We start from the raw sequence: 23276 nt of genomic DNA on the forward strand, positions 1-23276 counted from the left end.
CCGCTACGGCTTGCCGCCTGCGGTCGGCAGCGGCACGAGACGCATCTCGGCCGTACCCGCCTCTTGCGTGCGCACCAGCACCGCAAAGATGGTCTCCACCGCGAGCTGCACCGCAACCTCCGTCGCCTCGCCCTTGGCCAGATGCGCTGCAATCAGACCGGTGAGGAGGTCGCCAGTGCCATAGGGCCGGATCGGCAGACGCGGCGTTGCGAAGCGCGACAAATGGCCGTCGGCGCAGAGGATCGTCTCCAACTGCCCTTCAGCCGTATCCGCGAGCGTGCAGCCGGTCGCGACGACGTCGATGCGTCCGTGTCCCGCGAGCGCCGCGCAGGCGGTGCGCAGGTCCTGCGCATCGGCAATCGTGAGGCCCGCCAGCAGCTCGAGCTCGAACCGGTTCGGTGTGGTCAGGTTCGCGGCCGGCAGCAACCGATGCCGGACCACGTCCAGGATTCCGTCGGCGACATAGACGCGGCCGTCGTCCCCGATCACGGGATCACAGAGATAGACGAGCTTCGAATTGCATACCAAGGCCCGCTCGACGAAGTCGGCGACGACGGCGGCATTGCCGGGCGAGCCGAGATAGCCGGTGACGAGCACGGCCGCCTCGTCGACGAGATCGCGCTCCTCCACGCCCTTCAAGAGATCGGCGACCAGCTCGGTCTCCAGCACCCGCCCGCGCAGGCTCGGATAGCGCGGATGGTTCGACAGCAGCGTCGTCGGCACCGCCGCGACGTTCACACCCTCCGCCTGCACGGCATAGGCAGCCGCGCTGTTGCCGACATGGCCGTGGACCACCTGGCTTTGAATGGAGATGACAAGCATGAGGGAGGTCCGTAAGGTCAAACGTCAGACGAGGCAAGGGTTACGGGATATCGTATCCAAGTCCCGGCCGCAGCGCCTGCATCTTGTGCGCCAGCCGCCGGTGGCCCGTCTCGTCCGACCGGGCCAGCTGGTTTGCGACCGCGACATGGTCCGCATCGCTTTTGTGCTGGTTGAGCTTGGCCTGTCCCTCGATCTCGTCCACCACGAGATCGACGACGCGGATCGCAGCCAACATGCTCTCGCGCTTGCCCGGCTCCATCTGCGCGAGGTCCCAGGGCTGCTTGGGCAACCGCGCCTCGGAGACCGCAAGCAGCGCATCGCCGTGATCGCGGTTCTCGCCCTGGTCGCGCAGATGCGCCACGCCCGACAGGTGCACCGCCTCATAGAGCCAAGTCGAAACGTTGTCGCGCGAGGCATACCAGTCGTTGGAGACGTAGGCATCATCGCCGGCAACGATCAGCAGGAATCGCCTGGTGCCGTCGGCGAGTGGCACAAGCGGATTTCTGGCGGTGAAATGAATCTGCACGATGACCTGCCCGCCGCGCTCGCCCAGCACGAACGGCACGTGCGAGGCCCGCGGCCCGTGCTCGTCCCCCGCCACGATCACGCCGAAGCCGCGGTGTGCGGCAAATTCCAGCGCGCGCTGCTCCTCGATGCGGAACTGGGGGCGGAGGACGTGCATGGCGCGGCGCTCGATCATGGGATGACGGACGAGGCGAGGCTACTCCATCCCGCCGAAATCTGAAGAACAATCGGCCCGCAAACGCTGATGTCAGCAATGCCTCAGCGCCGCGCCAGCCGCGTAAGATAGGCGCAGAACATGTCGGCCATGGCATCGGCATAGGCCGCGATCTCCGCCTCGCTCCGAGTCTCTTCCGAAAAATCCTTGCCGACCTCGCTCAGCGTCGTCGTGATCAGCTCGCCGGCGAGGCTGCGCGTCGCAGCCGAGGACTTCGGCAGCGCCTCCCGCATAAAGGCGGCGACGATGCCCTCGCCAGCCGCCCGCGCGTCCTGCGCCTCGGGCGCATCGCGATAAAGCGGCGCGGCGTCACTGAGCGCGACGCGGATCGCAGCTTCCTCGCACTCGGAGCGGATGAAGGCATGAACCAGCGCACGCAGCCGCGCCAGCGGTGGCTTCGTCCGATCCGCGAGGATGCCGGCGAGCAGCTCACTGGTACGCCGCCACTCGTCGCTCTGGAGACGGAACAGGATCGCCGCCTTGTTCGGAAAATACTGATAGAGCGATCCGATGCTCACCCCGGCTCTCTCTGCCACCCGCGCCGTCGTGAAGCGCTGCGCCCCCTCCTTCGCCAGAACCTGAACAGCGGCATCGAGGATGGCCGCCACCAACCCCGCGGAGCGGGCCTGTTGCGGCTGTTTTCGTGAGGAAACTGAACGGCTTCGACGATCGGCCATGGCGCCCGCAAGGAATGCGAATAGGAAATGCGACGAATTAGTCGTATTTCGGTCTCCGCGCAAGCACGCGCTTCGCCGCGAACCCTGGAGACACCAAATGACCACCTCAACCATCACATCGCTTGCGCCGCTGCTGGATCGACTGTTCGACGAAGCCGAGGCAGCAAGTGGCGCAACGTTGGCCGCCGTCGCCGATCTATCCGATGCCGACCGGGCGCGGATGATGCGGAGCAAGACCGCTTACCGCGATCTCTATGGACGCCTGAAGGACGCCCCGCTTGCGGTCTCACGCGAGACCGGCAGCCTGCTCTACATGCTGGCGCGCAGCGCCCGCGCCAGGGCGATCGTCGAGTTTGGCACCTCGTTCGGCATCTCCACCCTGCACCTTGCCGCAGCTCTGCGCGACAATGGCGGCGGCCGCCTCATCACCAGCGAGTTCGAGCCGTCCAAGGCGGCGCGGGCGCGGGACAACCTCTCGGCCGGCGGCGTGATCGATCTCGTCGAAATCCGCGAAGGCGATGCGGTGAAGACACTCGGTGCCGATCTGCCTGATACGATCGATCTCGTGCTGCTCGACGGTGCCAAGGCGCTCTACCCCGATATCCTGGATCTGCTCGAATCCCATCTCAAACCAGGCGCAATCATCGTCGCCGACAATGCCGACGACAGCCCCGACTATCTGGCGCGCGTGCGCAAGCCCGGAAGCGGCTACATGTCCACGCCCTTTGCCGAAGACGTCGAACTCTCGGTGCGGATCGACTGAAGCCAGATCCAACCGTCGCAACATCCCGGAGCCGCTGCGCGATTCATCGCGCGGCGGCTTGCTTCATGCCGTCGGCGGCAGCCCGTGGAACCTCGACGTATCCACACCATTGCGCCCGGGCCGCGTTTCAACCTGTCGCAGGCTCGTCACTCACACGTGATATTTGCTGCGGACAAAAGCCATGTTACGCGTGCTAAACATACCTACCGCGCGGTATCTTTCTCGCCGCGCGCTACCCCGAGCTCGTCATGACATCCGCCTTCAATGCCTATGCGGCACTCGCTCTCGCCATCGTCTTCGAGGTCACCGCCTCCGCCTTCCTGCAGCAGTCGGCGCAGTTCACCCGGCCATGGCCGACGCTGGCGATGGTGCTGTTCTATGTCGCCTCGTTCTATGCGCTGTCGGTCGCGATCCGCGTCATTCCCCTCAGCATCGCCTATGCGATCTGGGGCGGGGTCGGCATCATCCTGACCGCCACGGTCTCCTTCGTGCTGTTCCGCCAGATGCTGGACGCCGCCGCCTTCGTGGGGATCGCGCTGATCGTATCCGGAGTTGTGGTCATCAACCTGTTCTCGGGGACCACGGTGCATTGATGCCGGAAAGCCGCTACGCCCGCGCCAAGCAGCCCGAGCAGGTGCGACGCGCCCTGCTCGACCACGCAGCGGCCATCGCCATGGACCATGGCGTCTCCGGCGTCACGGTGCAGGCGGTCGCTGCGGCGGCCGGCGTCACCAAGGGCGGGCTATTTCATCATTTCTCCAGCAAGCAGGCCCTGATCGAAGGCCTGTTCGCCGACCTCCTCGCTCGCGTCGATGCCGAGATCGACAGCGCGGTCGAGTCGGATCCCAAGCCGCGCGGCAGCTTCACGCGGGCCTATGTGAATGCGGTATTCACCGGCAAGGCCTTCGGCTTCGCAACGCCATGGGCGGCGCTGAGCATGGTCGTCGTCACCGATCCGTCGCTGCGCCGCCTTTGGAACGACTGGATCAAGGCCCGGTTGAAGCGCCATCGCGCCACCGATGGTGCGCCCGATTTTCACGTCGTACGCCTCGCTGCCGACGGCGCCTGGCTGTCCTATGTCACGACAGGACAGACACGCATGAGCGCCGACCTGCGGGCCGTGCACGACCGCCTGATCGCGCAGACCTATCGACGCGCTTAGCCGACTCGGAGCGGCGGCTACTGGCTCTGCACCGGCTTGGGTGGACGTGGCGATGATCTCTGCGGTTTTGCGCCAGGCTTGGCTGCGGCACGTGGCGGCGGCACATCGACCGATACCAGATAGGCGGCAAGCGCCTTGGCCGAGTCAGAACTCGTCACGTAATGGTCCTTCAGGAACCAGGACAACGTCAGGGTGAAGCGGCCCTTGGCAAGGCCGCGCGGGCTGCGGTGGCAGGTCGCGCAACCGTCGGCAAAGAGCCTCGCGGGCGACTTGCCGGCGTCGAGGTTCTGCGCGGCTACAACCGTCGCTGTCAGAACGGCGGCGGCGGCAACAGTCATAGAGGACGCGATCAAGTCGCGCCCCGGTCGAAACAGCGAAATCAATGTTGTTCCCCAGCCCGTCCTGCGGTCACGCCGCCGACAGCTGATCGAATTCAGGCGGCGCATAGGCCTTGCCGTCGTGATCGGTGATGACGACCTGCCACCCCTCACTCGCCCATACCCTCGCCTTGGCCACGATGAGCAACCGGCTTTCGCGGGCGCAACTGTACTTCTCATTGTCGCGTTCTGCGACCATTTTGTAGGCCAATGCGCTTCCCCTTGCGTTGCCCTGCACCCGCTCCTCTCGTGGCAGCGGGCTTTGGCGGCAATTCGCCAGGAGCGTGGCAATTTGGTGCCTTCCGCAGGCAGTACGGCGCCGGCACGCTCACAGTCGGGTAACCGGATAAGCGCGCGCCGCATCAGGGATGCGATTTTGCTTGTCGCGGGCGTGTTTGCCGCCGAGTGTGCAGCGCCGCAGGTCCATCATGTCGTGCTGAATCGGCTGCCGGCTCCGTCACGACTGTGAGGGAACCCATGGCGCCCGTCCGGCCTCGCTAGTGGACGCGGATCACGTGCGGCCTGCCGAGATCGATCAGTCCCTGCACCGCCGAGAGGCGGTCGTCGAGGGCTGCGATGGTCAGCAGCAGATTGTTGCGGCGCTCGTCGAGCATGCCCATCTCGGCGCCGGTGAGCTTTGCGCTCGAGCGTTCCTTGTGAATTCCTTCGAGGGATTTGCGCAGTCCGGCAATCAGGCCGGTCAGCTGCTTGGCCTCCTTGGTCATCGACCGCTTCGCGACATTTTGGCGGCGCGTATGCGCCTGGCTCTGTCTCATCATCATCCTCCCGTGCCCCGCTGCCCCGAGTGGATGCTTACACCTTTGAGTAGACATATTACGATCGATGAAATCTGCCCGCGAAGAACTGTCTTAAACTTTATGCGCTTGGAGCAACCAAAGAAAAGCCCGGCACGATGGCCGGGCTTTTCCAGGCAATCCTAGTGCTTTTGATGGCCGCCGCCAGGGCCGCCAGCCGGGGGATTGCCACCGCGCGGCGCCGCATTGACGTGCGGAGCGCCGCCGCCCGAATGCGGCATCGCAGGCGCGGTCGCGCGCGCCGCCGGCATCTGCGCCCGAGCATTCATCGGCGAACCGTGGCTCACATTCGGCCGAGCCATGTGCGGCGTCTGCGGCGTCGCAGGCCGAGCCGCAGGCGCGGCCGACACGCGCGGCGCTTCATGCGCACGCGTCATCGGCTGCGTGCGGACGACGGCGCGGCTCGCAGCCCGGTCGTGCGTCATGCGCGCCTGCGCGTCGCGCGGGCTACGGCTCTGCACGGCGGCTCGCTCATTCATGGTGCGTTCGCTCCGTCCGGCGCGAGTCCTGTCGGCCGCAACCGCAGCATTGCGCTTGGCAATGGCTGCGTCGTGCCGCGGCGTCGTGGCGTCACGTCTGGAGATTGCGGCATCACCTTTGCCGCGCACGCCGCTGCGTTCGAGTGCGATCGCAGCATCGCGCGTCGCCGCGCGACCGATGCGAGCCGCACGCGGATCAATCGTCATCCGCGTCGCGACGCGCTGGTGCGAGGTCCAGTAATTATTCCAATAGGCGTGGCGGCGATACCAGGGCCGTCCTCCATAGTGACTCGACCAGTACGACGTCAGTACGAAGGGGGCGATCGGAACGTCGATCTCATCGACATAGTCGGGGAGATAAACGTAGTGATTGCGATAGAGATATTCGAGATATTGTGACGACACCCAACCACGATCGTCGGAGAAGCTCACGTCACACCAGGCATTGCCGCGCAGGCACCCATGGATGTTGACGCGGGCACCCCCGGGGACGCGATCGACCAGGGGAAAGCCCGTGCCCGGTCCGGCGCGCAGGCCGGTCGAGACGGTGACGATGCCCGGCGCGGCCAGCGCGGCCGTCGGGGCGAGCAGCAATGCGGCAAGTAGAACGCTCTTGAGTCTCATGGCGTGTTCCTCCTCTGGCAGTCGGAACGCGCGAGCGGAACGGGCGTTCCGCGTACGGTGATTTCAACCGTCGAAAGACTAAGGCGCAGGCCGCGCGCGGTTCAATATTCATTCGCCGTTCATCGGCACAGCGCCCAGGGCGCGCCGCCAGCCCGTCAATTCGCCTGCAGCATGAACCTGTCGAAGTACGACGCAAGCGCAGCAAAATCATCGAGCGGCAGCACGGTCGCGACGTACTGGTCCGGCCGCACCACGACCATGCAGCCGGCTCTCCGGTCGATACCGCGCATTGCGAAGACGTCGTGACCGCTCTTGAGGTCCGGACAAAACATCTTCTCGTAATCGATCAGACCATGGCGGCCCTTGCGCGGGAGTAGCAGCGACGGCATCGCTTCGACGGCAAGCTCGCGATGATCCTGCTGGAAGACTGTGCGCAGGTCGATCACGCTGTCGATGTCGGCGCCCGCGGAGGTATGGCGCTTGATCGGAGACTCCTTGGCTTCAGTGAGGAAATTGCACAAGGCGCGAATGGCCGAGCCGGCGGCGGCAGGATCTTCCGCGGGCGAAAACGCGTAGATGCGGAAGCGGCCATCGGCCTGCGCCGCGTGGCCGAGATGCACCGGCTTGGCATCTGCCAGCCGGATCACCGGCGTGGAATGGAAGCGCTTGCCGATGACAAGGCCTTCCGCGAGATGCTGATGGGAGGACGCACCCGTGAGAACCGACGGACAGTAATGCGTCGCAGTACCGGCGGTATAGCGGCCGTGCCTGACGAAATAGTCCTGCGTCTTGGCGGCGTCGCCGCCGCCGGCCTTCGCGGCGGAAGCGAGGATCCCCGCCCATTCGCGATCGAAGTCGATCAGCTCCCTCGCAACCGCCTGGCGTTCGGCCGAATAGGAATGCAGCAGGCTCGGCGCACACTGCCTGCGCAGGACAGCGGCGAGCTTCCAGCCGAGATTGAATGCATCCTGCATCGAGACGTTCATGCCCTGCCCCGCCTTCGGGCTGTGGGTGTGGCAGGCATCACCCGCTATGAAGATGCGCGGCAGGCGGGTCGCGACGTCAGGCTCCGGCACGTCGTCGAACTTGTCGGTGAGACGCTGGCCGATCTCGTAGACCGACCACCAGGCGATCTCCTTCACGTCGAGCGTATGCGGCTTCAAGATCCGCCGCGCCTTGGCGATCACGTCATCGGCGGTGATGTTGCGGCTCGCGACGCGCTCGCCGACATCGAGCTTTGCGAGCTCGACATAAAGGCGGACCATGTAACCGCCCTCGCGCGGAATGATCAGCAGGCTGCCGTCCTTGGCGGACTGGATCAGCGACTTGAAGCGGATGTCCGGGAAGTCTGTCACCGCCAGCACGTCCATCACACCCCAGGCGTGGTTGGCGGAATCGCCGTGCAGCTCGCGACCGATCGATCTGCGCACCGTGCTGCGCGCGCCGTCGCAGCCGACGACATAACGAGCCTTGATCGTCTCGACCCTGCCCTCGCCTCCGGCATCGACGCGCTCGAGGCGCACCGTCACGGCGTGATCGGCGGGACCGGCAACCGGATCGACATGGAGATCAAGCACGCGCCGGCCGTAATACGGATCGAGCTTGGCCGGCGATTTGCGCATGATGTCGAGAAAGCCGTCATGAATGCGCGCCTGGTTGAGGATGACATGCGGGAATTCCGACAGCCCGTCTTCGACGTCCTGCACCCGGCCGCTGCGGACGATGGTCTCCGGCGCCGCTTCATCCGGCTTCCAGAAGGTCGTCTCATTGACCCAATAAGCCTCCTTCAGCACGCGCTCGCTGAAGCCAAAGGCGTGAAACATCTCCATGGTGCGGCAGGCGATGCCGTCGGCCTGCCCGACCAGCAGGCGGCCCGGCTTCTGCTCGACGATGCAGGTCTTGATATCAGGGAATTGCGCGAGCTGGGCTGCAAGCGTCAGGCCGGCGGGCCCGCAGCCGACGATGAGGATGTCGACCTCTTCGGGCACGGCGCCCGCAGCACCCGAGGCCTGAGCGCGCTCGGCAGGATCCGCAATCTCGGGATCGCCCGGCCGAAATCCATTCAGATGGAACTGCATGAGCACCTCTCCCGCCAAATTTCTGTTTGGATATTGCTCAGTATGCTGACTATCAGTATACTTGTCAACGATCCGCACCGTCCCTGCCCCAAACGGAGAATTCGGTGAAAGACAATAACGACATGCCCGGGCATCTGGCGCGCCGGTTCCAGCAGATCGCGGTCGCGGTGTTCCTGGCTGAAGTCGGAGATGCCGGCTTCGATCTCACGCCGGTACAATATGCCGCGCTCGCGACCATCAAGGCCAATCCGGGACTCGACCAGGTGACGCTTGCAGGATTGATCGCCTACGACCGCACCACCATCACCGGCGTGATCGATCGCCTGGTGCAGAAGGGCCTTGTCGAACGGCGCGCTTCCAGCCGAGACCGCCGCGCACGGGAGCTCGAGACCACCGACGAAGGGCGGCGCACGCTGCGCAGGATCACGCCAGCCGTCGAGTCCGCGCAGCGCGTCCTGCTGCGAGGACTGAGCGCAAAGGAAGGCGAGGAATTGATGCGGTTGCTGCGCAAGGCGATTGCCGCCGGCAATGAGCTCAGCCGCGCACCGCTGCGCGAGGCGCAGGCGTAGCTTCGGATGGTTTGTCCGTAATTGCCGCAAGATCGCGAAACCTGGAACTAACCTTCGGCTGCTACGCTCGGCTCCATTCGGCGCTTAACGCGCGATTAACTTTGCGGTTGGGGAGATCAGGATGTTCAGGTTCGTCATTGCGGCCGCGGCGATCGCGCTCTCGACCGGTCATGCGCTCGCAAACGGCCATGGCGGCGGCGACCCTCCTCCACCGAAACCCGAGGCGCAGACCGCACCGGCAAAGGTGATCCTGACCAAGCAGGGCCCCAAGCTCGTCGATCTCAAGGGTATGACGCTCTATTATTACGAGTACGACACCACCGGTAAGACGTCGAACTGCAACGGCAAGTGCACCGAGAGCTGGGTGCCCCTGGCTGCAACCGCCGACGCCAGAGCCGTTGGCGACTTTACCGTCATCAACCGCGACGACGGCAGCAAGATGTGGGCGTACCGCTATCGCCCGCTCTACACCTCGCCCGCCGACAAGGCGCCCGGCGATGCCAACGGCAATGCCATGACGCTGCAATGGCGCGTCGCGCGGCCTGCCGATTAGGGCGAGATCCGTGCGCCGCGGATGCCGGATAGATTGACGCTCGAGTGAGCTTTCCTCAGCCGCGCCAGCGCGCACCCGTCTCGGCCTGCGCGTTCTGCCCGGGCGGCAGCACCACGACCACCGAATTGAGCTTCACCCGGTCATAGAGATCGATGACGTCCTCGTTGCGCATCCGGATGCAGCCCGACGAGATCGCCTGCCCGATATATTCGGGCTGGTTGGTGCCATGGATGCGGTAGAGCGTGTCCTTGTTGCCGGCATAGAGATAGATGCCCCGTGCACCCAGCGGATTGGCGGGACCACCGGCAACGCGCGCCGGATACGGGCCGAGCCGCGCCTGGATCTCCGCAGTCGGCACCCAGTCCGGCCATTCCGCCAGCCGGCCGACGCGCGCGACGCCGGAGAACGCCATGGCTTCCTCGCCGACCGCGACGCCGTAGCGGATCGCCTTGCCCCCGGGCAGCACGAAATAGAGGTAGCGCGCATCGGTATCGACCAGGATCGTGCCCGGCTGCTCCTTGCGCTGGTAATCGACGATGTGACGCAGATATTGCTCAGGCACGTTCGCCTGCGCATACGGTTTATGTGCGAGCAACTGCCGGTCGCGCGGCGTCATGCTCGCATCCGTCGATGGCGAAAGCGTCGTCTGCATGCAGCCGCCGAGCGGCAGCAGAGCCGCGACGAACAAAATGAATAAAGATCTTGGCACCACCGGCCCCCCGATAGCGGATAGCAACGCCACCCAGCCCCACCAGATGCTGCCTAAATCGTGCTGAAAACAAGGCGGCGCGGAACACGTGCGCGTGTTTGATAAAACGGGTTCCATCACCACAAACGGCGGTGAAGCGTCGCATCATCTCCATCCCCTCGCCTTGCTTTGGTCAAACCCGGCTGGACTCGTGGGTCATCGCGCCCGGGGATGGGCTCACCTCAACAGATCGCTCGCGCCAATGCGGACGACGAAGGCTTCAAGGGAGCTGCGATGCTCGCAACGCTGAACAGCAAGCAAATCGTCGATGAGATCGTGAAGGACACGATCAAGGATAACGATCCGCACGACGCGGTTCAGATTTCGCCCGACATCGTGCCGCTCGCGCGTCCCATCAGCGTTGCTCCCGCGTTGGTGCCGGAGGTCAGGACCCGTCCGGAGCCGAAATTCGCACCGGGGCCCAGAATCAATCTGGAGCCGAAATTCGCCCCCGTCGCGGAGCCGGAGGCGGCAGCGCCTTCGGTCGACACGGCCGTCCGCGTCGCGGCGAGCGACGGTCTCGGCCGGCAGAAGCGATCCTCCATCGGCAAGTGGCTGCGCGGTGCATTCGTCATGTTTCTGCTCGCGGGCGCCAGCGCGGCTGCCACGATCGGCTGGGAGAAGCACGGCGACACCGCAAAGCAAATGCTCGCCGAATGGAAGCCTATGTTGGAGTCGCTGGCGCCGCTGATCCCTGCGACATCGCAGACAGCGCCCGTCGCCACGGCGGAGGCCGCCGCCCCTCCTGTGGCGCCAGCGGTCACCGAGCAAACGCCGGATCAACCAGCGCCACCGCCTCCGGCTCAAGCCGCCGCCGTACCAGCTCAAGCCGTCGCTCCACCTCAAGCCGCCGCGCCAACTCAAGCCGCCGCGGTCGCACCCGCAGCAACGCAACCTGAGCCGGCGCAATCGATGCAGTCGATGACGAACGATCTCGCCGCGATGGCGCAGCAGATCGAGCAGCTCAAGGCCAACATCGCCGAGCTGAAGGCCGGACAGGAGCAGATGGCGCGCGAAATGGCGAAGCCGCCCGCGCCGCAGCCGGTGGCTGCTGACACCAAGCCGGTCGAACCGCGCGCGCGCGCTGCTGCGCTCCCGCCGCGGCCTGCAGCGCCGCCCGCTCGCAAGCCCAAGCCGGCCGTAACGCGCACCTACATGCCAGCCTATTCGCCGGCGCCGCTCGCACCTCCGCCGCCATCGCAGGCTGCTGCAGTCCCGCCGCCAGCTCCGCCGATTGCAACGACGCAAGCCGTTGCCGATGACGACGGACCCATCGTGCGTCCGCCAATGCCGCTGCGCTAGCGCAACGTCGCATACGCTGTCCGAGTCGGTGTGGCGCGTTGAGTCCGGGCAATTACGGGAAGCGATGCTTTGGTCGTCTTCCGCTCAAGAGAAAAGGCCGTCGGGATCTATGCCGCCGGCCTTCTCTTGCAACTGCCGGTTCCCGGAGCCCGGTTCTGTTGCAATTCCATGCTTTATGATTGCGCCGCATATTTAATAAACTCTTAATGGACCCACATGCTGCACATCATTTCTGCGCCATAAGCACAGAGATTGCGCGAGCTGTTTATTCGATAACGATCGACTCAGTGGTACCATCCCGGATGTGTCGAGACTTTCCATTGAAGACTTGTTTTTCAAACTTGGGTCGTCACACGGGGAATTCTGATGCCGTACTACTCCTTCGATCTTGTGGTTGGTGAAGAGTTCAAGAACCAGGGCGGAATCATCCTCGAAGACATCGAGGTCGCCTCCGATCGCGCCGATCAATTGGCCACGGAGCTGTCGCAGGTGAAGCCAGAGCTCCACCAGAAGGGATGCTCGGTGCGCGTCACCGATCGCGATGACAACGAGGTCTATCGCACGCCGCTCGATCCCGTGCCGGCTTGGCGGCGCTAGCTACTCGCCGAGCACTGGCGGTTCGAACCAGTTCGTCAGCGACAATCCGCCGTCGACGACGAAAGCTGCGCCGGTGACGTAAGCGGATAGCTTGTTCGACAAGACGGTGAGCGCCATCGGCGCGAGGTCGTCGGCCTCGCCGAGACGCCCGAGCGGAATGTGCCGCGCCAGCGAGGCATCCGCGACGAACCCGCCGGCCGCGATCGCGCCGGGCACCAGCGCATTGACTCGGATGTCGTGGCGGCCGAACGTCTTGGCGAGCTCCTTCACCAACATTGCCATGCCCGCCTTTGCCGTCGAGTAATGCGGAAGATTGCGCGGCGTGCCAGCATGAAGCGAGGTGAGAAACAGGAACGAGCCCGGCCGCTTCGCCGCGATCAGCCGTTTCGCGATCTCGCGCGCCAGATGAAAGCCGGCGTCGAGATTGACGGCGTGCATCTCCTGCCATGTCCTGCGATCGACCGCGAGCGCATGATCGGCCTCTCGCCGCGGCGGTGACGCGCTGTGGACGAAATGCGTGACGTCCCCGAGTGCCGCCTGTGCGGCGGCCAGCAGCTCGTCGCATGCTTCGAGCCTGGCGAGGTCACCGATCCAGGGCAGCGCCAGCTCGGGCCTCTTGCTCGCGCTGATCGCCGTCCCCACCCGCTCGCCACTGATATCGGCGAACACGGTGCGGACGCCTTCGCCGACCAGGGCTTGCGCGATCGCGCGGCCAATGCCGTTGCCCGCGCCGGTGACGAGCGCGGTGTCGCGTACGGGATCGAATGGCGTGCTAAACAGGCTCATGTCGTGCTCCGAAACCGGGAAGTGCGTAGGTTAGCGCACCGTACGGAGGGGCGACAATTGCGCCCCGGTCCCATTGCAGAGCGGCGCGCCGGACGCTAGCCTCTCAAAAAACGGAGGAGATACCAAGGATGCGCACCGGTTTTCTGATGGCGGGCCTGCTGCTGCTGACCGCGCCGGCCCTGGCGGGCGACGCGCCGCCGCGGTCGATCTATGTGACGATGGTCTTGCAGGCTTTTGCCGCCAAGGTCGAGTGCCCCAACACGGATCTCGCCTATCAGGACCTCGTGCAGAGGGCGCAGCAGATGCATCTTCCCGACGGCACCACCGAGAAGGCGCGCAAGGCGATCGCCTGGATGCACACCGGCGGCAAGATGGGTGAGAAGCAGGACGACGATCTGATGGCCGAGGTCGCAGTCGCGACCCAGGCGACCGACATGGACCAGCGCCGCCTCGGCATGTCCGGCTGGTGCGAGGCCCAGAAGACCAACCTCGCCGGCCTGATCCGCGCCAAGGGCGGCTGACAGGGCGGCTCCCGCAGCGTTAAGCACGCCGCGCCGGAACCTCTGCGCCGGCCAATATTCGTCACATTTCTCTTGAGCATGCGGGCGTCTTCGAACGGGAGAAGTCCAATGCGGATTGCTCATGTCATTTTCGCCGCTGCGCTCGCGACGAGCGCAGCGCTCGCCGCCCCGGCTTTGGCGAAGAATTCCAATGCCCAGAAGGGCGAGGATAAGTCGGCCTCGTCATCATCGTGCAGCGCCTATCAGCAGGCGCCGGATGGATCATGGGAGCAGCTGCCCTGCAAGGAGACGGGCGAGCGCGGCCAACCGCAGACGCAACACAAGTCTGGCAGCCAGGGCAGCGATCAGGGTGAGCGCTGACCATCCGTCTTCAACAAGGGAACCCGCCGGCTCCAGCCGAGTTGAGCCGGCGGCTTGCCGCGGTGGGGTGCTCACCAAAATACCGTGGGCAGCGCCAAGGAGCGGCCCCTGGAAACACAAACCCTGCGAACGTACGTGGCTTCGACCGAGCTTGCGGACCTGCAGCGCCGTCTGAAGGCGCTCGAGGACGAAAACGCGCAGCTCAAGGCGCTCGGGATGGCCGATCAGACCGGGCGCCGCAGGGCGGAAACCGCGCTTGCCGAGAGCGAGGAGCGTTACCGGACACTGTTCAACTCGATCGACGAAGGCTTTTGCATCATCGAATTCCTCGACGGCCCGCATGGGCCGCTCAGCGACTACATCCATGTCGAAGCCAATCCCGCCTACACCCAGCATGCCGGCATTCCCGATGTGGTCGGCCAGAAGGTTCGCGAGATGGTCCCCGGCGAGGCCGACGGCTGGGTCGAGCTCTATGGGAGTGTGCTGCGGACCGGCCGGCCGATCCGCTTCGAACGCGAGCTGATCGCGACCGGCCGCTATCTCGAACTGGCCGCCTTCCGCGTCGAGCCTGCCAGCCGCAAGCAGGTTGCCGTGCTGTTCCAGGACATCACGGCGCGCAAGCGCACGGAGCAAGAACTCCAACGTCTCAACGAGACCCTCGAAGCCCGGGTGGTCGCCGCCATTGCCGAACGCAACGTGCTTGCCGACATCGTCGAGGGCACGGATGCCTTCGTCCAGGTCGTCGATTCGAACTTCCGCTGGCTTGCGATCAACGGCGCCTCGGCCCGAGAATTTCACCGTATCTACGGCATCTTGCCGAAGGTTGGTGACAACATGCTGAAGCTGCTTGAAGGTCAACCCGAGCATCGGGACGCCGTCCGCGCCGTCTGGTCAAGAGCCCTCGCTGGCGAGGCATTCGTCGAGATCGCCGAATTCGGCCAGCCCGGACGGTCCCGCCGCTTCTACGAGATGCGGTTCAACTGTCTGCGTGACGGCAGCGGCCAGCTGCTTGGCGCCTACCAGTTCTCCTATGACGTCACCGACCGGCTGAAGGAGCAGGAACGGCTGCGCGAGGCCGAGGAGGCGCTGCGACAATCGCAGAAGATGGAGGCGGTCGGGCAGCTCACCGGCGGCATCGCGCACGACTTCAACAATCTGCTGACGGGAATCATCGGCTCGCTGGAATTGTTGCAGACGCGCCTCGGCCAGGGCCGCGTCAAGGATATCGACCGCTACGTCACCGCGGCGCAAGGCGCCGCCAAGCGTGCCGCGGCGCTGACGCACCGGCTGCTGGCCTTCTCGCGGCGGCAGACGCTCGATCCCAGGCCGACCGACCTGAACCGCCTCGTGATGGGCATGGAGGAGCTGATCCGTCGCACGGTCGGTCCGGAGATCACGCTGGAGGTGGTCGCCGCCGGCGGCCTGTGGCCGACGCTGATCGATGCCTCCCAGCTCGAAAATGCCCTGCTCAACCTCTGCATCAACGCCCGTGACGCGATGCCCGGCGGCGGCCGGTTGACGATCGAGACCGCCAACCGCTGGCTCGACGCGCACGGTGCCGGCGAACGCGATCTCGAGCCGGGCCAGTATGTCTCGCTCTGTGTCACCGATACCGGCGCCGGCATGACGGCCGACGTGATCGAGCGGGCCTTCGATCCGTTCTTCACGACCAAGCCGATCGGCCAGGGCACCGGCCTCGGGCTCTCCATGGTCTACGGCTTCGTGCGCCAGTCTGGCGGCCAGGTCCGGATTTATTCCGAGGTCGGCCAGGGCACGACCATGTGCCTCTATTTGCCGCGGCATTATGCCAAGGAGGCTGACAGGCCGTCGGCGTCGGCGACCAGGACCGCGCCGCGTCCGCAGGCGAGCCACACCATCCTGATCGTCGACGACGAACCGTCGATCCGCATGCTCTTGACGGACGCGCTGGAGGAGATTGGCTTCAACGTGCTTGAAGCGCATGACGGGCCGACCGGGCTGAACATCCTGCAATCGGACGCGACCATCGACCTGCTGGTGACCGATGTCGGCCTGCCTGGCGGCATGAACGGGCGTCAGCTCGCGGACGCCGCGCGCACGACGCGGCCCGCACTGAAGGTGCTGTTCATCACCGGTTACGCGGAAAACGCCATCATCGGCAATGGGCAGCTCGCCCCTGACATGCAGGTGCTGACGAAGCCCTTCGTGGTCGAGACGCTGGCAAGCCGCGTTCTCGACATGATCAGGGATGGAACCGGACGGAGCTGATCCCGATCAGCTCTGGTGCGGACCGCGCATGATCTTCATGGCGTCCACGATGTGACGCCACTCCTTGGCCTCATCGGCTTCGCCACGGCCCTCACAGGCGTGGGCCTGTTCGGCGGCCTTCGCAATTGCAGCGAAACCATGCTTTTCCAGCATCTGCCGCGCGACGGTGTGGACCTGGATCTCGGACATCATGGGTGCTCTCCCCTTCGGCAAGACCGCGGCGCACGTCCCGCGGGTCTCGAACAACGATTTTGCCGCAGAGGCCGTTCCGCTTCTGGCCAATCACATCGGCAGGCCCAGAAACTCGAACCGCTTTAACGACAAAGGCGGCCCGCCATGCCCGGCGGACCGCCTTCTCACCCACCCCAAAATGGGTCGTCGTCAGTCGCGTCCCCTACGCGACCGCGACGCGCTTGCGTTCGATATCGTTCGGCACCTCGATATCGACCTCCAGGGTCGATACCTCGTCGCCGCGCTCGAGCCGGACGATGACCTTGGTCGGGTCCAGCGTGACGTGCTTGGACACGACGGCGAGAATTTCCTCACGCAGAACACCGAGCAGATCGGGCTGGCCCCGCTGTCCGCGCTCATGGGCAAGCAGGATCTGCAGCCGTTCGCGTGCGATAGGTGCGGAGGCCTTCTTGCCGCGGAGAAGTCGAAGCAGACCCATGCTCATGCAGCCCTCCGTCGCAGGAGGCGGTCCATAAAACCTCTGCGCTCGGCGGGAACGTGCATCGTTATGTTCTCGCCGCAGAGGCGCTTGGCCGCGTCCATATAGGCCCGCGCCGGCGCTCCATCCGCATTCGACAGCGTCACCGGCGTGCCGACGTTGGAGGCCTTCAACACGTCCTGGCTCTCGGGAATGATGCCGAGCAAGGGCGTGGCAAGGATCTCGAGGATGTCGTCGATGGTAAGCATCTCGCCGCGCGCGGCGCGGGAGGCATCGTAACGGGTGATGAGAATGTGCTTCTCGACGCGCTCGCCCTTCTCGGCCCGCACCGTCTTGGAGTCGAGCATGCCGATGATGCGGTCGGAATCGCGCACCGAGGAGACCTCGGGATTGGTGACGATCACGGCCTCGTCGGCAAAGCGCATCGCCATGGAGGCGCCGCGCTCGATGCCGGCCGGGCTGTCGCAGATCACCCAGTCGAAACGGGTGCGCAACTCAGCGATGACCTTGCCGACGCCCTCGTCCGTCAGCGCGTCCTTGTCGCGGGTTTGGGAAGCCGGCAGCAGCCACAAATTCTCGAGCCGCTTGTCGCGGATCAGCGCCTGCGGCAGCTTGGCGACGCCCTGCACCACGTTGATGAGGTCGAACACGACGCGGCGTTCGGCGCCCATCACGAGATCGAGGTTGCGCAGGCCGACGTCGAAATCGACGACGACCACCTTGTCGCCGCGTTGCGCCAGGGCGGCTCCCAGCGCGGCGGTCGTCGTGGTCTTGCCGACCCCGCCCTTGCCTGATGTCACGACCAGTACCTTACTCATCTGAAATGTCTCCTTTGCTGGTCAGTTCAGTGCTGTAATTCGCATGGTATTCCCTTGCAGAAAGGCCTGCGCCGGCTTGCCGCGCAAGGCGGCGTCAATGTCGTCCGCAGTCTGGTAAAAACCGTCAATTGCAAGCAGTTCAGCCTCGATCTTCTGGCAGTAGATGCGCGCGCTCGTGTGACCGTTGACCCCGGCCATGGCGCGGCCGCGCAGCGCGCCATAGACGTGGATGGAGCCGCCGGCGACGACCTCGGCACCGGACCCGACCGAGCCGAGAATGGTGACGTCGCCTTCCGGGAAGATCACGGTCTGGCCCGAGCGCACCGGATTTTCCAGCAGCAGCGACGTCGGTTTGGCGGCGGCCTTCTCTGCCTTCTTGGGTGCGCTCGACTCGACCACGCAGCTGCGTCCGCCCGAGAGCAGCGGCGGCATCGCCGGCGTCAGCCGCCCCTCCTCCACCCCCTCGATCCCGAGCACGCGGATGTTGCGGTCCTGCAGGCTGGAGAGCAGATGGCCGATACCGGATTGGCTGAGATCGACCGAGGACAGGTCGATCACCACCGGCCGGCCGGCAAAGAACCCCGGCGAACGTGCGATCGTGGCGTCGATCTCCTGGAGCCAGTCCAGGATTGGAACCGTCGGCACGAACACGAAGGCGACATAAGAGCGCCCGCGCAGGCGAACCATTTGGCGTTGGACTTTTGCTGCAGCCTCCATAGCGGCCGACTCGTTCCCCGTTATTGAATGGTTAACGATGCGGCCGATATGGTTAACGGCCGGTTAATTCTCGTTGGGTTACTTGGGGATGGCCGGACCGGCTTTGGGCGATGGACGCCAGATCGCAACCCCGACCTCCGGTGTCATCCTGGCGAAAGCCAGGACCCATACCGCGGAATCTATCGATTGCGGTGGGAGTACCGAAGAGCGCGTCTTCGCCAAATTGCTCCCTGGGGTAGCGGGTCCTGGCTTTCGCCAGGACGACATCAGGGGAGATGGCGCGCAACTGCAGCCACCTCGTCATTGCTTCGCTGCGCTCGCAATGACGGAGTACTGGGCGACTACAGTGCCCCCTATTTCTTCACCTTGCTCGCATCCATCTTGATGGCGGGGTCGAGCATCTTGGTCGTGAACGCCGTCGTCACGTCGAACGGCTTCTCCATGCCGAGATAGGTCTGGACCAGCTCGTAGTCCTTCTTCATCCGCTCGCCGTCGATCCAGCCAAGCGACTTGGTCGTCGTGAATTCATCCGTCATCAGGAACTTGATGCGCTCCCACTGACGCTCCTGGTTCTCCTTGTCGAGGCCGGAGACCTGGTCGAGCAACGCCTTCAGGCACGGCGTGGCATCGGCGACGCAGGCCGCAAAGGCCTTCTGCGTGACGCGCACGAACTCTTCAACGACCTTTGGATTCTTCTGCAGATAGGCCCCGTTGACGATCAGCGAATTGCCGTACGGATTGAGCCCGATGTCCTTCCAGTTGACGTAGCCGAGATCGCCTCCGAACTCGATCACCTTCAGATCGTGCTCGTTGTAGAAATCGCTGATGATGTCGACGGTGTGGCTCTTCAGCGCCGCGATCTTCGCGGTCGGCCCGACATTGACGAAGCCGACGGAGTCGGGCGCAAGGCCCGCGGCCTTGGCAAAGGCCGGCCACATCACGCGCGAAGCATCGCCGGGCGGATTGCCGATCTTGTGCCCGGCGAAATCCTTTACGCCGTTCACGCCGTAGCTCTTCAGCCAGTAAAAGGTCTGGCCGGTGTTGGCATAGACGCTCATCACGGCGACGGTGTCGGCGCCCTTGCTCTTGGCCACCAGCATGGTGGCGAGATCGGCGACGCCGAACGGCGAGCCGCCGGAGCCGACCTTGGCAGCGGAGACGCCGGAGCCCTTTCCGGTCTCGATCGTGAGATCGATGCCCGCCTTCTCGTACCAGCCTTGCGCCTTGGCGTAATAATACGGCGAGTGATCGGCCGTCGGCGTCCAGTTCAGGATCAGATTGACCGCCTCGCCCGCGCGCGCGGGCACCGTCGAAACACCGAGCATCAGGGCCAGTACCAGGGCAGAGCCCGCCGCCTGCAAATGCTTCATCGCACCTCTCCTCGTTGTCGCGACCCGGCTTGTCGCTCTCCCCATGTGAGGATACCAATGCAACAAGCCCGCCTTCAACTTGTCAACTGTTTGGTTGGAAATGCCCGCAAAACGATCTGGCGACACCGTGCCGCAGCGCCGCGATCCCGTCGCCACCCGCAACAAGCTGCTCACCGCCGCGCGGCTGGAATTCGCCCGGCACGGCTTTGCGGGCGCCCGCGTCGACGAGATCGCTGAGCGCGCCGGCGTCAACAAGCAGCTCGTCTACCATTACTTCGGCGACAAGGACGCGCTTTACCTCGCCGTCCTCGAATGGGTCTATGAAGACATCCGCGAGCAGGAGCGCAGGCTCAATCTCGAAGGCCTGCCGCCGGAAAAGGCGATCCGCAGGCTGATCGAGGCCTCTTTCGACCATCTCGCGGCAAACCCTGATTTCATCGTGCTCTTGAACGACGAGAACCGCGGCGGCGCCCGCCACGTCCGCGGCTCGACCCGGCTGGAGGCGATGCATTCCCCGCTGGTCAGAAGCGTTTCCCACATCCTCAACGAGGGCGTACGCTCGGGTGTGTTCCGCAAGGGGATCGATCCCGTCCAGCTCTATATCTCCATTGCGGGCCTCAGCTATTTCTTCTTCTCCAACACGCCGACGCTGTCGGCGATCTTCGGCAAGGACCTCTCGAGCCGCGCCCAGCGCCGCGCCCGCCGCAGGCACGTCGCCGACCTGGTATTGCAGTCGCTCCGGCCCTAATCAACCAACTGGTTGAGACTTACCCCGGGGACGGTTAGGCTGACATCGTGGCAGCGAGGCCGCGGACAACAGGGAGCAGCACTTGGCAGCCGACCGGGCACGAACCTCGCGCAGCTTTGCGATCATCCTGATCGTGCACCTCGCCGTGCTCGTGCTCTGGCAGATCGCGGTCGATGCGTTCCACGTGCCGAAATTCATCCTGCCCTCTCCGCTTGCCACCGTGCAGACGCTGGGAACCGCAAGCTATGCCTGGGGTATGAACACGCTGGTAACCGCGGTCGAGATCCTCGGCGGCTTCGCACTTGGCGCCTTCGTCGGCGTCGCGCTCGCGGTGATCTTCAGCTGGGCGCCGCTGCTGAGCCTCATGCTGCTGCCGCTGTTCGTGACGATGAACATGATCCCGAAGGTCGCGCTCGGCCCGCTCTTCATCGTCTGGTTCTCCTACGGCATCGTGCCGAACATCCTGATCGCCTTCAGCATCTGCTTCTTCCCGATCCTGCTCACCACCGCGCGCGGCCTGCGCGAGGTCGAGCCTGACCTGCTCGATCTCGTCAAATCGCTGCGCGGCTCGCGCTGGACGCTGTTCCGCAAGATCCAGCTGCCGGGATCGCTGCCTTACATATTCTCCGGCATGAAGGTCGGCGCCATCCTCGCGGTTGCCGGCGCCATCGTCGGGGAATTCATCGCCTCCGAGCGCGGGCTCGGCTACCTCATGATCCAGGTGCAGTCCTCGCTCGACACGCCCGCGATGGTGATGGCCGTGGTGCTGCTGACGCTGCTCGGCGTCGCTCTCTACGGCCTGGTGCTCGCCCTCGAACGCATGTTCGTGGTCGGCGACGCCGGACAGACCTGACACGGCAGACCTAACGACAAGGACCGTCCCATGCTGCTCACCCGCCAGACACTGCCGAAGACCATTCCGGACATCGCCGCGCTCGACGAGTTGTTGTGCCGGCCCACGCAGGCGCTGATCGACGACCTCGCCAAGGTCGAGGGCGACATCATGATCCTAGGCGTCGCCGGCAAGATGGGACCGACGCTGGCGGGGCTGGCAAAGGCGGCCGTGCCGGATCGCCGCGTCGTCGGTGTCGCGCGCTTCAGCGACCCAAGCGTGAAGGATTGGCTGCACGCGCGCGGCGTCGAGACCATCAATTGCAACCTGATGGACGAGAAGGCCATTCAGGCGCTGCCGAAGGCCCCCAACATCGTCTTCATGGCCGGCCGAAAGTTCGGCGCCGAGGGCGATCTGTCGCTGACCTGGGCGATGAACGCGCATGTGCCGGCGCTGGTCGCGCAGGCCTTCCCCTCGTCTCGCATCGTGGCGTTCTCGACCGGCTGCATCTATCCCTTCGTCCCCGTCGACGGCAAAGGTGCAACCGAGGACATGGCGCCGAATCCACCCGGCGAGTACGCGCAGTCCTGCGTCGGCCGCGAGCGCATGTTCGAATATTTTTCGCGCAAGTTCTCCACGCCCGGCCGCCTGTTCCGCCTCAATTACGCAATCGACATGCGCTACGGCGTGCTGCACGACATTGCCACAAAAGTGCTCACGGGCATGCCGATCGACGTCAGCCTTGGCCATGTGAATTTCATCTGGCAGGGCGATGCCTCCGCGCAGGCCCTGCGCTGCCTCGCCCATTGCACGGCGCCGACCTCGCCGATCAATGTCAGCGGCCACGAGATTTTGGCGGTGCGCGATCTCGCGCAAAAATTCGGCGCACGCTTCGGCCGCGCGCCGGTGCTGACGGGCAAGGAGGAACCGACGGCGTGGCTGACCGACACGTCCAGGGCGGTCGAGCTGTTCGGCCTGCCCGTCGTCGACACCGAGCAGTTGATCGCCTGGACCGCGGACTGGGTCTCCCGCGCCATGCCGAGCCTTGGCAAGCCCACCAAATACGAGGTGCGCGATGGACGCTACTGACGGCCCACCCGTCCTCAAGCTCGGCGTCAGTGACGCGATCGCCGGGCTGGCGCTCTCGACGGAGGCGCACTGGAACCAGACCGAAGAGGACTGGCGCGTCTTCCTGCACGACGGCATCGTGTTCGGCATTCGCGACGGCATGCGGCTGGTCGCGACCGCAGCACTGCTGCCCTATTCCAGCAACAACGCCTGGATCAGCATGGTGCTGGTATCGGCCACGCATCGTCGCCGCGGCTTCGCAACGCGCCTCGTCGATGCCTGTCTGGAAACGGCGCGCAAGAACGGCCTGACGAGCTGGCTCGACGCGACGCCTGACGGTGCCGCCGTCTACGGGCCGCTCGGATTCACGCCGACCTTGCAGTTGCGCCGGCTCAAGCTGGCCAAATCTAAGTCGTCATCCGGTCCGGCGCCGGCGGCCGCAACGCTCGAGGCGCTTCGTGCCCGCGACCGGCGGGCCACCGGCTTTGACCGAACTGCCCTGCTCACCGCCTTCGCACAGCGCTCCGGCTCACGCATCGCCGCAGCCAATGGCTGCATCGCGCTGGTCCGCGACGGCAGAATCGCGCGCCATATCGGGCCCTTGTTCGCTGATCATGCCGCTGAAGCACTGGCCCTGGTTGACGCGATCGCACAGTCCGAGACCCGCCCCCTCCTGCTCGACGCCGTCGCCTCGCAAGGCGCGTTCCTGGATGGATTGACCGCCGCGGGCTGGACCATCGAACGGCCGTTTCAGCGCATGCGGTTCGGCCCCGCCACCATCGCTGCGGAAGACACGCCATTCGCCGTCGCCGGCCCTGAATTCGGATAGGACAT

At 65.1% G+C, this 23276-nt stretch carries 30 protein-coding genes; 14 read left to right on the plus strand and 16 right to left on the minus strand.

The annotated features are described in order from the left end of the window. Positions 1-3: 3 nt before the first annotated feature. The 3 genes from pdxY to NLM27_RS14625 form a co-directional block, all read right to left on the minus strand. A complete protein-coding gene (gene pdxY, locus NLM27_RS14615) occupies positions 4-822 on the minus strand; it encodes a pyridoxal kinase (RefSeq protein ID WP_254143970.1) in 819 nt (272 codons plus the stop codon). A 40-nt stretch (positions 823-862) separates the two neighbouring features. Next, positions 863-1504, minus strand: a complete 642-nt coding sequence (locus NLM27_RS14620; RefSeq protein WP_254143971.1) for an FMN-binding negative transcriptional regulator — start codon at positions 1502-1504, stop codon at positions 863-865. A 101-nt stretch (positions 1505-1605) separates the two neighbouring features. After that, on the minus strand, positions 1606-2238 hold the full coding sequence (locus NLM27_RS14625; protein WP_254143972.1) for a TetR family transcriptional regulator: 633 nt from the start codon (positions 2236-2238) through the stop codon (positions 1606-1608). A gap of 97 nt (positions 2239-2335) precedes the next feature. On the opposite strand from NLM27_RS14625, the gene NLM27_RS14630 reads away from it, so the two are divergent. From NLM27_RS14630 to NLM27_RS14640, 3 genes are all read left to right on the plus strand, one after another. After that, the gene (locus NLM27_RS14630) at positions 2336-3001 is read left to right on the plus strand and encodes an O-methyltransferase (RefSeq protein WP_254143973.1); all 666 of its coding nucleotides are present in this window, start codon (positions 2336-2338) and stop codon (positions 2999-3001) included. Between the two features lie 248 nt (positions 3002-3249). Continuing rightward, positions 3250-3594 carry a multidrug efflux SMR transporter gene (locus NLM27_RS14635; RefSeq protein WP_254143974.1) on the plus strand — a complete coding sequence of 115 codons (345 nt, stop codon included), beginning with the start codon at positions 3250-3252 and terminating at the stop codon, positions 3592-3594. Further along, positions 3594-4163 carry a TetR family transcriptional regulator gene (locus NLM27_RS14640; RefSeq protein ID WP_254143975.1) on the plus strand — a complete coding sequence of 190 codons (570 nt, stop codon included), beginning with the start codon at positions 3594-3596 and terminating at the stop codon, positions 4161-4163. The genes NLM27_RS14635 and NLM27_RS14640 overlap by 1 nt, the downstream gene beginning before the upstream one ends. 17 nt (positions 4164-4180) lie before the next feature. Here NLM27_RS14640 and NLM27_RS14645 read toward each other — a convergent pair whose 3' ends face one another. The 5 genes from NLM27_RS14645 to NLM27_RS14665 form a co-directional block, all read right to left on the minus strand. After that, positions 4181-4501 carry a hypothetical protein gene (locus NLM27_RS14645; RefSeq protein WP_254143976.1) on the minus strand — a complete coding sequence of 107 codons (321 nt, stop codon included), beginning with the start codon at positions 4499-4501 and terminating at the stop codon, positions 4181-4183. 70 nt (positions 4502-4571) lie between these two features. Further along, positions 4572-4778: a hypothetical protein gene (locus tag NLM27_RS14650; protein WP_254143977.1), complete on the minus strand. Its 207-nt coding sequence runs from the start codon at positions 4776-4778 to the stop codon at positions 4572-4574. Between the two features lie 259 nt (positions 4779-5037). After that, positions 5038-5316, minus strand: coding sequence for a hypothetical protein (locus NLM27_RS14655; RefSeq protein ID WP_254143978.1), 279 nt, complete (start codon positions 5314-5316; stop codon positions 5038-5040). 161 nt (positions 5317-5477) lie between these two features. Continuing rightward, positions 5478-6458, minus strand: coding sequence for an SH3 domain-containing protein (locus NLM27_RS14660; RefSeq protein WP_254143979.1), 981 nt, complete (start codon positions 6456-6458; stop codon positions 5478-5480). A 155-nt stretch (positions 6459-6613) separates the two neighbouring features. After that, on the minus strand, positions 6614-8536 hold the full coding sequence (locus tag NLM27_RS14665; protein WP_254143980.1) for an FAD-binding monooxygenase: 1923 nt from the start codon (positions 8534-8536) through the stop codon (positions 6614-6616). 104 nt (positions 8537-8640) lie between these two features. Here NLM27_RS14665 and NLM27_RS14670 point away from each other — a divergent pair, with 104 nt between their 5' ends. Together NLM27_RS14670 and NLM27_RS14675 are read left to right on the plus strand one after the other, a co-directional pair. Continuing rightward, positions 8641-9105: a MarR family transcriptional regulator gene (locus NLM27_RS14670; protein ID WP_254143981.1), complete on the plus strand. Its 465-nt coding sequence runs from the start codon at positions 8641-8643 to the stop codon at positions 9103-9105. Between the two features lie 121 nt (positions 9106-9226). Further along, positions 9227-9658, plus strand: coding sequence for a hypothetical protein (locus NLM27_RS14675; protein ID WP_254143982.1), 432 nt, complete (start codon positions 9227-9229; stop codon positions 9656-9658). A gap of 55 nt (positions 9659-9713) precedes the next feature. On the opposite strand, the gene NLM27_RS14680 is transcribed toward NLM27_RS14675, so the two are convergent. After that, positions 9714-10310: a L,D-transpeptidase gene (locus NLM27_RS14680; RefSeq protein ID WP_254148825.1), complete on the minus strand. Its 597-nt coding sequence runs from the start codon at positions 10308-10310 to the stop codon at positions 9714-9716. Beyond that, positions 10240-10515, minus strand: coding sequence for a hypothetical protein (locus NLM27_RS14685; protein ID WP_254149062.1), 276 nt, complete (start codon positions 10513-10515; stop codon positions 10240-10242). Before NLM27_RS14685 ends, NLM27_RS14680 begins: the two co-directional genes overlap by 71 nt. Positions 10516-10640: 125 nt before the next feature. Here NLM27_RS14685 and NLM27_RS14690 point away from each other — a divergent pair, with 125 nt between their 5' ends. Both NLM27_RS14690 and NLM27_RS14695 read left to right on the plus strand, forming a co-directional pair. Continuing rightward, complete coding sequence (locus tag NLM27_RS14690; protein ID WP_254148826.1) at positions 10641-11708, plus strand: hypothetical protein; 1068 nt, start codon at positions 10641-10643, stop codon at positions 11706-11708. Positions 11709-12074: 366 nt separating this feature from the next. After that, the gene (locus tag NLM27_RS14695; RefSeq protein ID WP_254143983.1) at positions 12075-12305 is read left to right on the plus strand and encodes a DUF6894 family protein; all 231 of its coding nucleotides are present in this window, start codon (positions 12075-12077) and stop codon (positions 12303-12305) included. Here the strand turns inward: NLM27_RS14695 and NLM27_RS14700 are convergent, their stop codons facing one another. Further along, complete coding sequence (locus tag NLM27_RS14700; RefSeq protein WP_254143984.1) at positions 12306-13091, minus strand: SDR family NAD(P)-dependent oxidoreductase; 786 nt, start codon at positions 13089-13091, stop codon at positions 12306-12308. A 128-nt stretch (positions 13092-13219) separates the two neighbouring features. Here NLM27_RS14700 and NLM27_RS14705 point away from each other — a divergent pair, with 128 nt between their 5' ends. The 3 genes from NLM27_RS14705 to NLM27_RS14715 all read left to right on the plus strand — a co-directional run bounded on the left by NLM27_RS14705 (position 13220) and on the right by NLM27_RS14715 (position 16219). After that, entirely contained in the window at positions 13220-13612 is a 393-nt protein-coding gene (locus NLM27_RS14705; protein WP_254143985.1) for a hypothetical protein, read from the plus strand. Positions 13613-13720: 108 nt separating this feature from the next. Then, positions 13721-13972 (plus strand): hypothetical protein, encoded by a 252-nt coding sequence (locus NLM27_RS14710; RefSeq protein WP_254143986.1) that lies wholly within the window; start codon positions 13721-13723, stop codon positions 13970-13972. 135 nt (positions 13973-14107) lie between these two features. Continuing rightward, positions 14108-16219: a PAS domain-containing protein gene (locus tag NLM27_RS14715; RefSeq protein ID WP_254143987.1), complete on the plus strand. Its 2112-nt coding sequence runs from the start codon at positions 14108-14110 to the stop codon at positions 16217-16219. Positions 16220-16225: 6 nt separating this feature from the next. Here NLM27_RS14715 and NLM27_RS14720 read toward each other — a convergent pair whose 3' ends face one another. The 5 genes from NLM27_RS14720 to NLM27_RS14740 all read right to left on the minus strand — a co-directional run bounded on the left by NLM27_RS14720 (position 16226) and on the right by NLM27_RS14740 (position 19794). Next, positions 16226-16411: a hypothetical protein gene (locus NLM27_RS14720; protein ID WP_254143988.1), complete on the minus strand. Its 186-nt coding sequence runs from the start codon at positions 16409-16411 to the stop codon at positions 16226-16228. Between the two features lie 202 nt (positions 16412-16613). Further along, positions 16614-16895, minus strand: coding sequence for a cell division topological specificity factor MinE (gene minE / locus NLM27_RS14725; protein ID WP_254143989.1), 282 nt, complete (start codon positions 16893-16895; stop codon positions 16614-16616). Next, positions 16892-17707, minus strand: coding sequence for a septum site-determining protein MinD (gene minD, locus NLM27_RS14730; RefSeq protein WP_254143990.1), 816 nt, complete (start codon positions 17705-17707; stop codon positions 16892-16894). Before minD ends, minE begins: the two co-directional genes overlap by 4 nt. A 21-nt stretch (positions 17708-17728) precedes the next feature. Further along, positions 17729-18424, minus strand: a complete 696-nt coding sequence (minC, locus tag NLM27_RS14735) for a septum site-determining protein MinC (protein ID WP_254143991.1) — start codon at positions 18422-18424, stop codon at positions 17729-17731. A 353-nt stretch (positions 18425-18777) separates the two neighbouring features. Continuing rightward, positions 18778-19794 carry an ABC transporter substrate-binding protein gene (locus NLM27_RS14740; protein WP_254143992.1) on the minus strand — a complete coding sequence of 339 codons (1017 nt, stop codon included), beginning with the start codon at positions 19792-19794 and terminating at the stop codon, positions 18778-18780. 100 nt (positions 19795-19894) lie between these two features. On the opposite strand from NLM27_RS14740, the gene NLM27_RS14745 reads away from it, so the two are divergent. From NLM27_RS14745 to NLM27_RS14760, 4 genes are all read left to right on the plus strand, one after another. Next, complete coding sequence (locus tag NLM27_RS14745; RefSeq protein ID WP_254143993.1) at positions 19895-20542, plus strand: TetR/AcrR family transcriptional regulator; 648 nt, start codon at positions 19895-19897, stop codon at positions 20540-20542. A gap of 82 nt (positions 20543-20624) precedes the next feature. Continuing rightward, on the plus strand, positions 20625-21395 hold the full coding sequence (locus NLM27_RS14750) for an ABC transporter permease (RefSeq protein WP_254143994.1): 771 nt from the start codon (positions 20625-20627) through the stop codon (positions 21393-21395). A gap of 30 nt (positions 21396-21425) precedes the next feature. Further along, complete coding sequence (locus NLM27_RS14755) at positions 21426-22463, plus strand: NAD(P)-dependent oxidoreductase (RefSeq protein ID WP_254143995.1); 1038 nt, start codon at positions 21426-21428, stop codon at positions 22461-22463. Continuing rightward, positions 22450-23271, plus strand: coding sequence for a GNAT family N-acetyltransferase (locus tag NLM27_RS14760; RefSeq protein ID WP_254143996.1), 822 nt, complete (start codon positions 22450-22452; stop codon positions 23269-23271). The genes NLM27_RS14755 and NLM27_RS14760 overlap by 14 nt, the downstream gene beginning before the upstream one ends. The last annotated feature ends 5 nt before the right edge of the window (positions 23272-23276 follow it).

It is taken from the genome of Bradyrhizobium sp. CCGB12, from assembly GCF_024199845.1.
GTDB lineage: Bacteria > Pseudomonadota > Alphaproteobacteria > Rhizobiales > Xanthobacteraceae > Bradyrhizobium.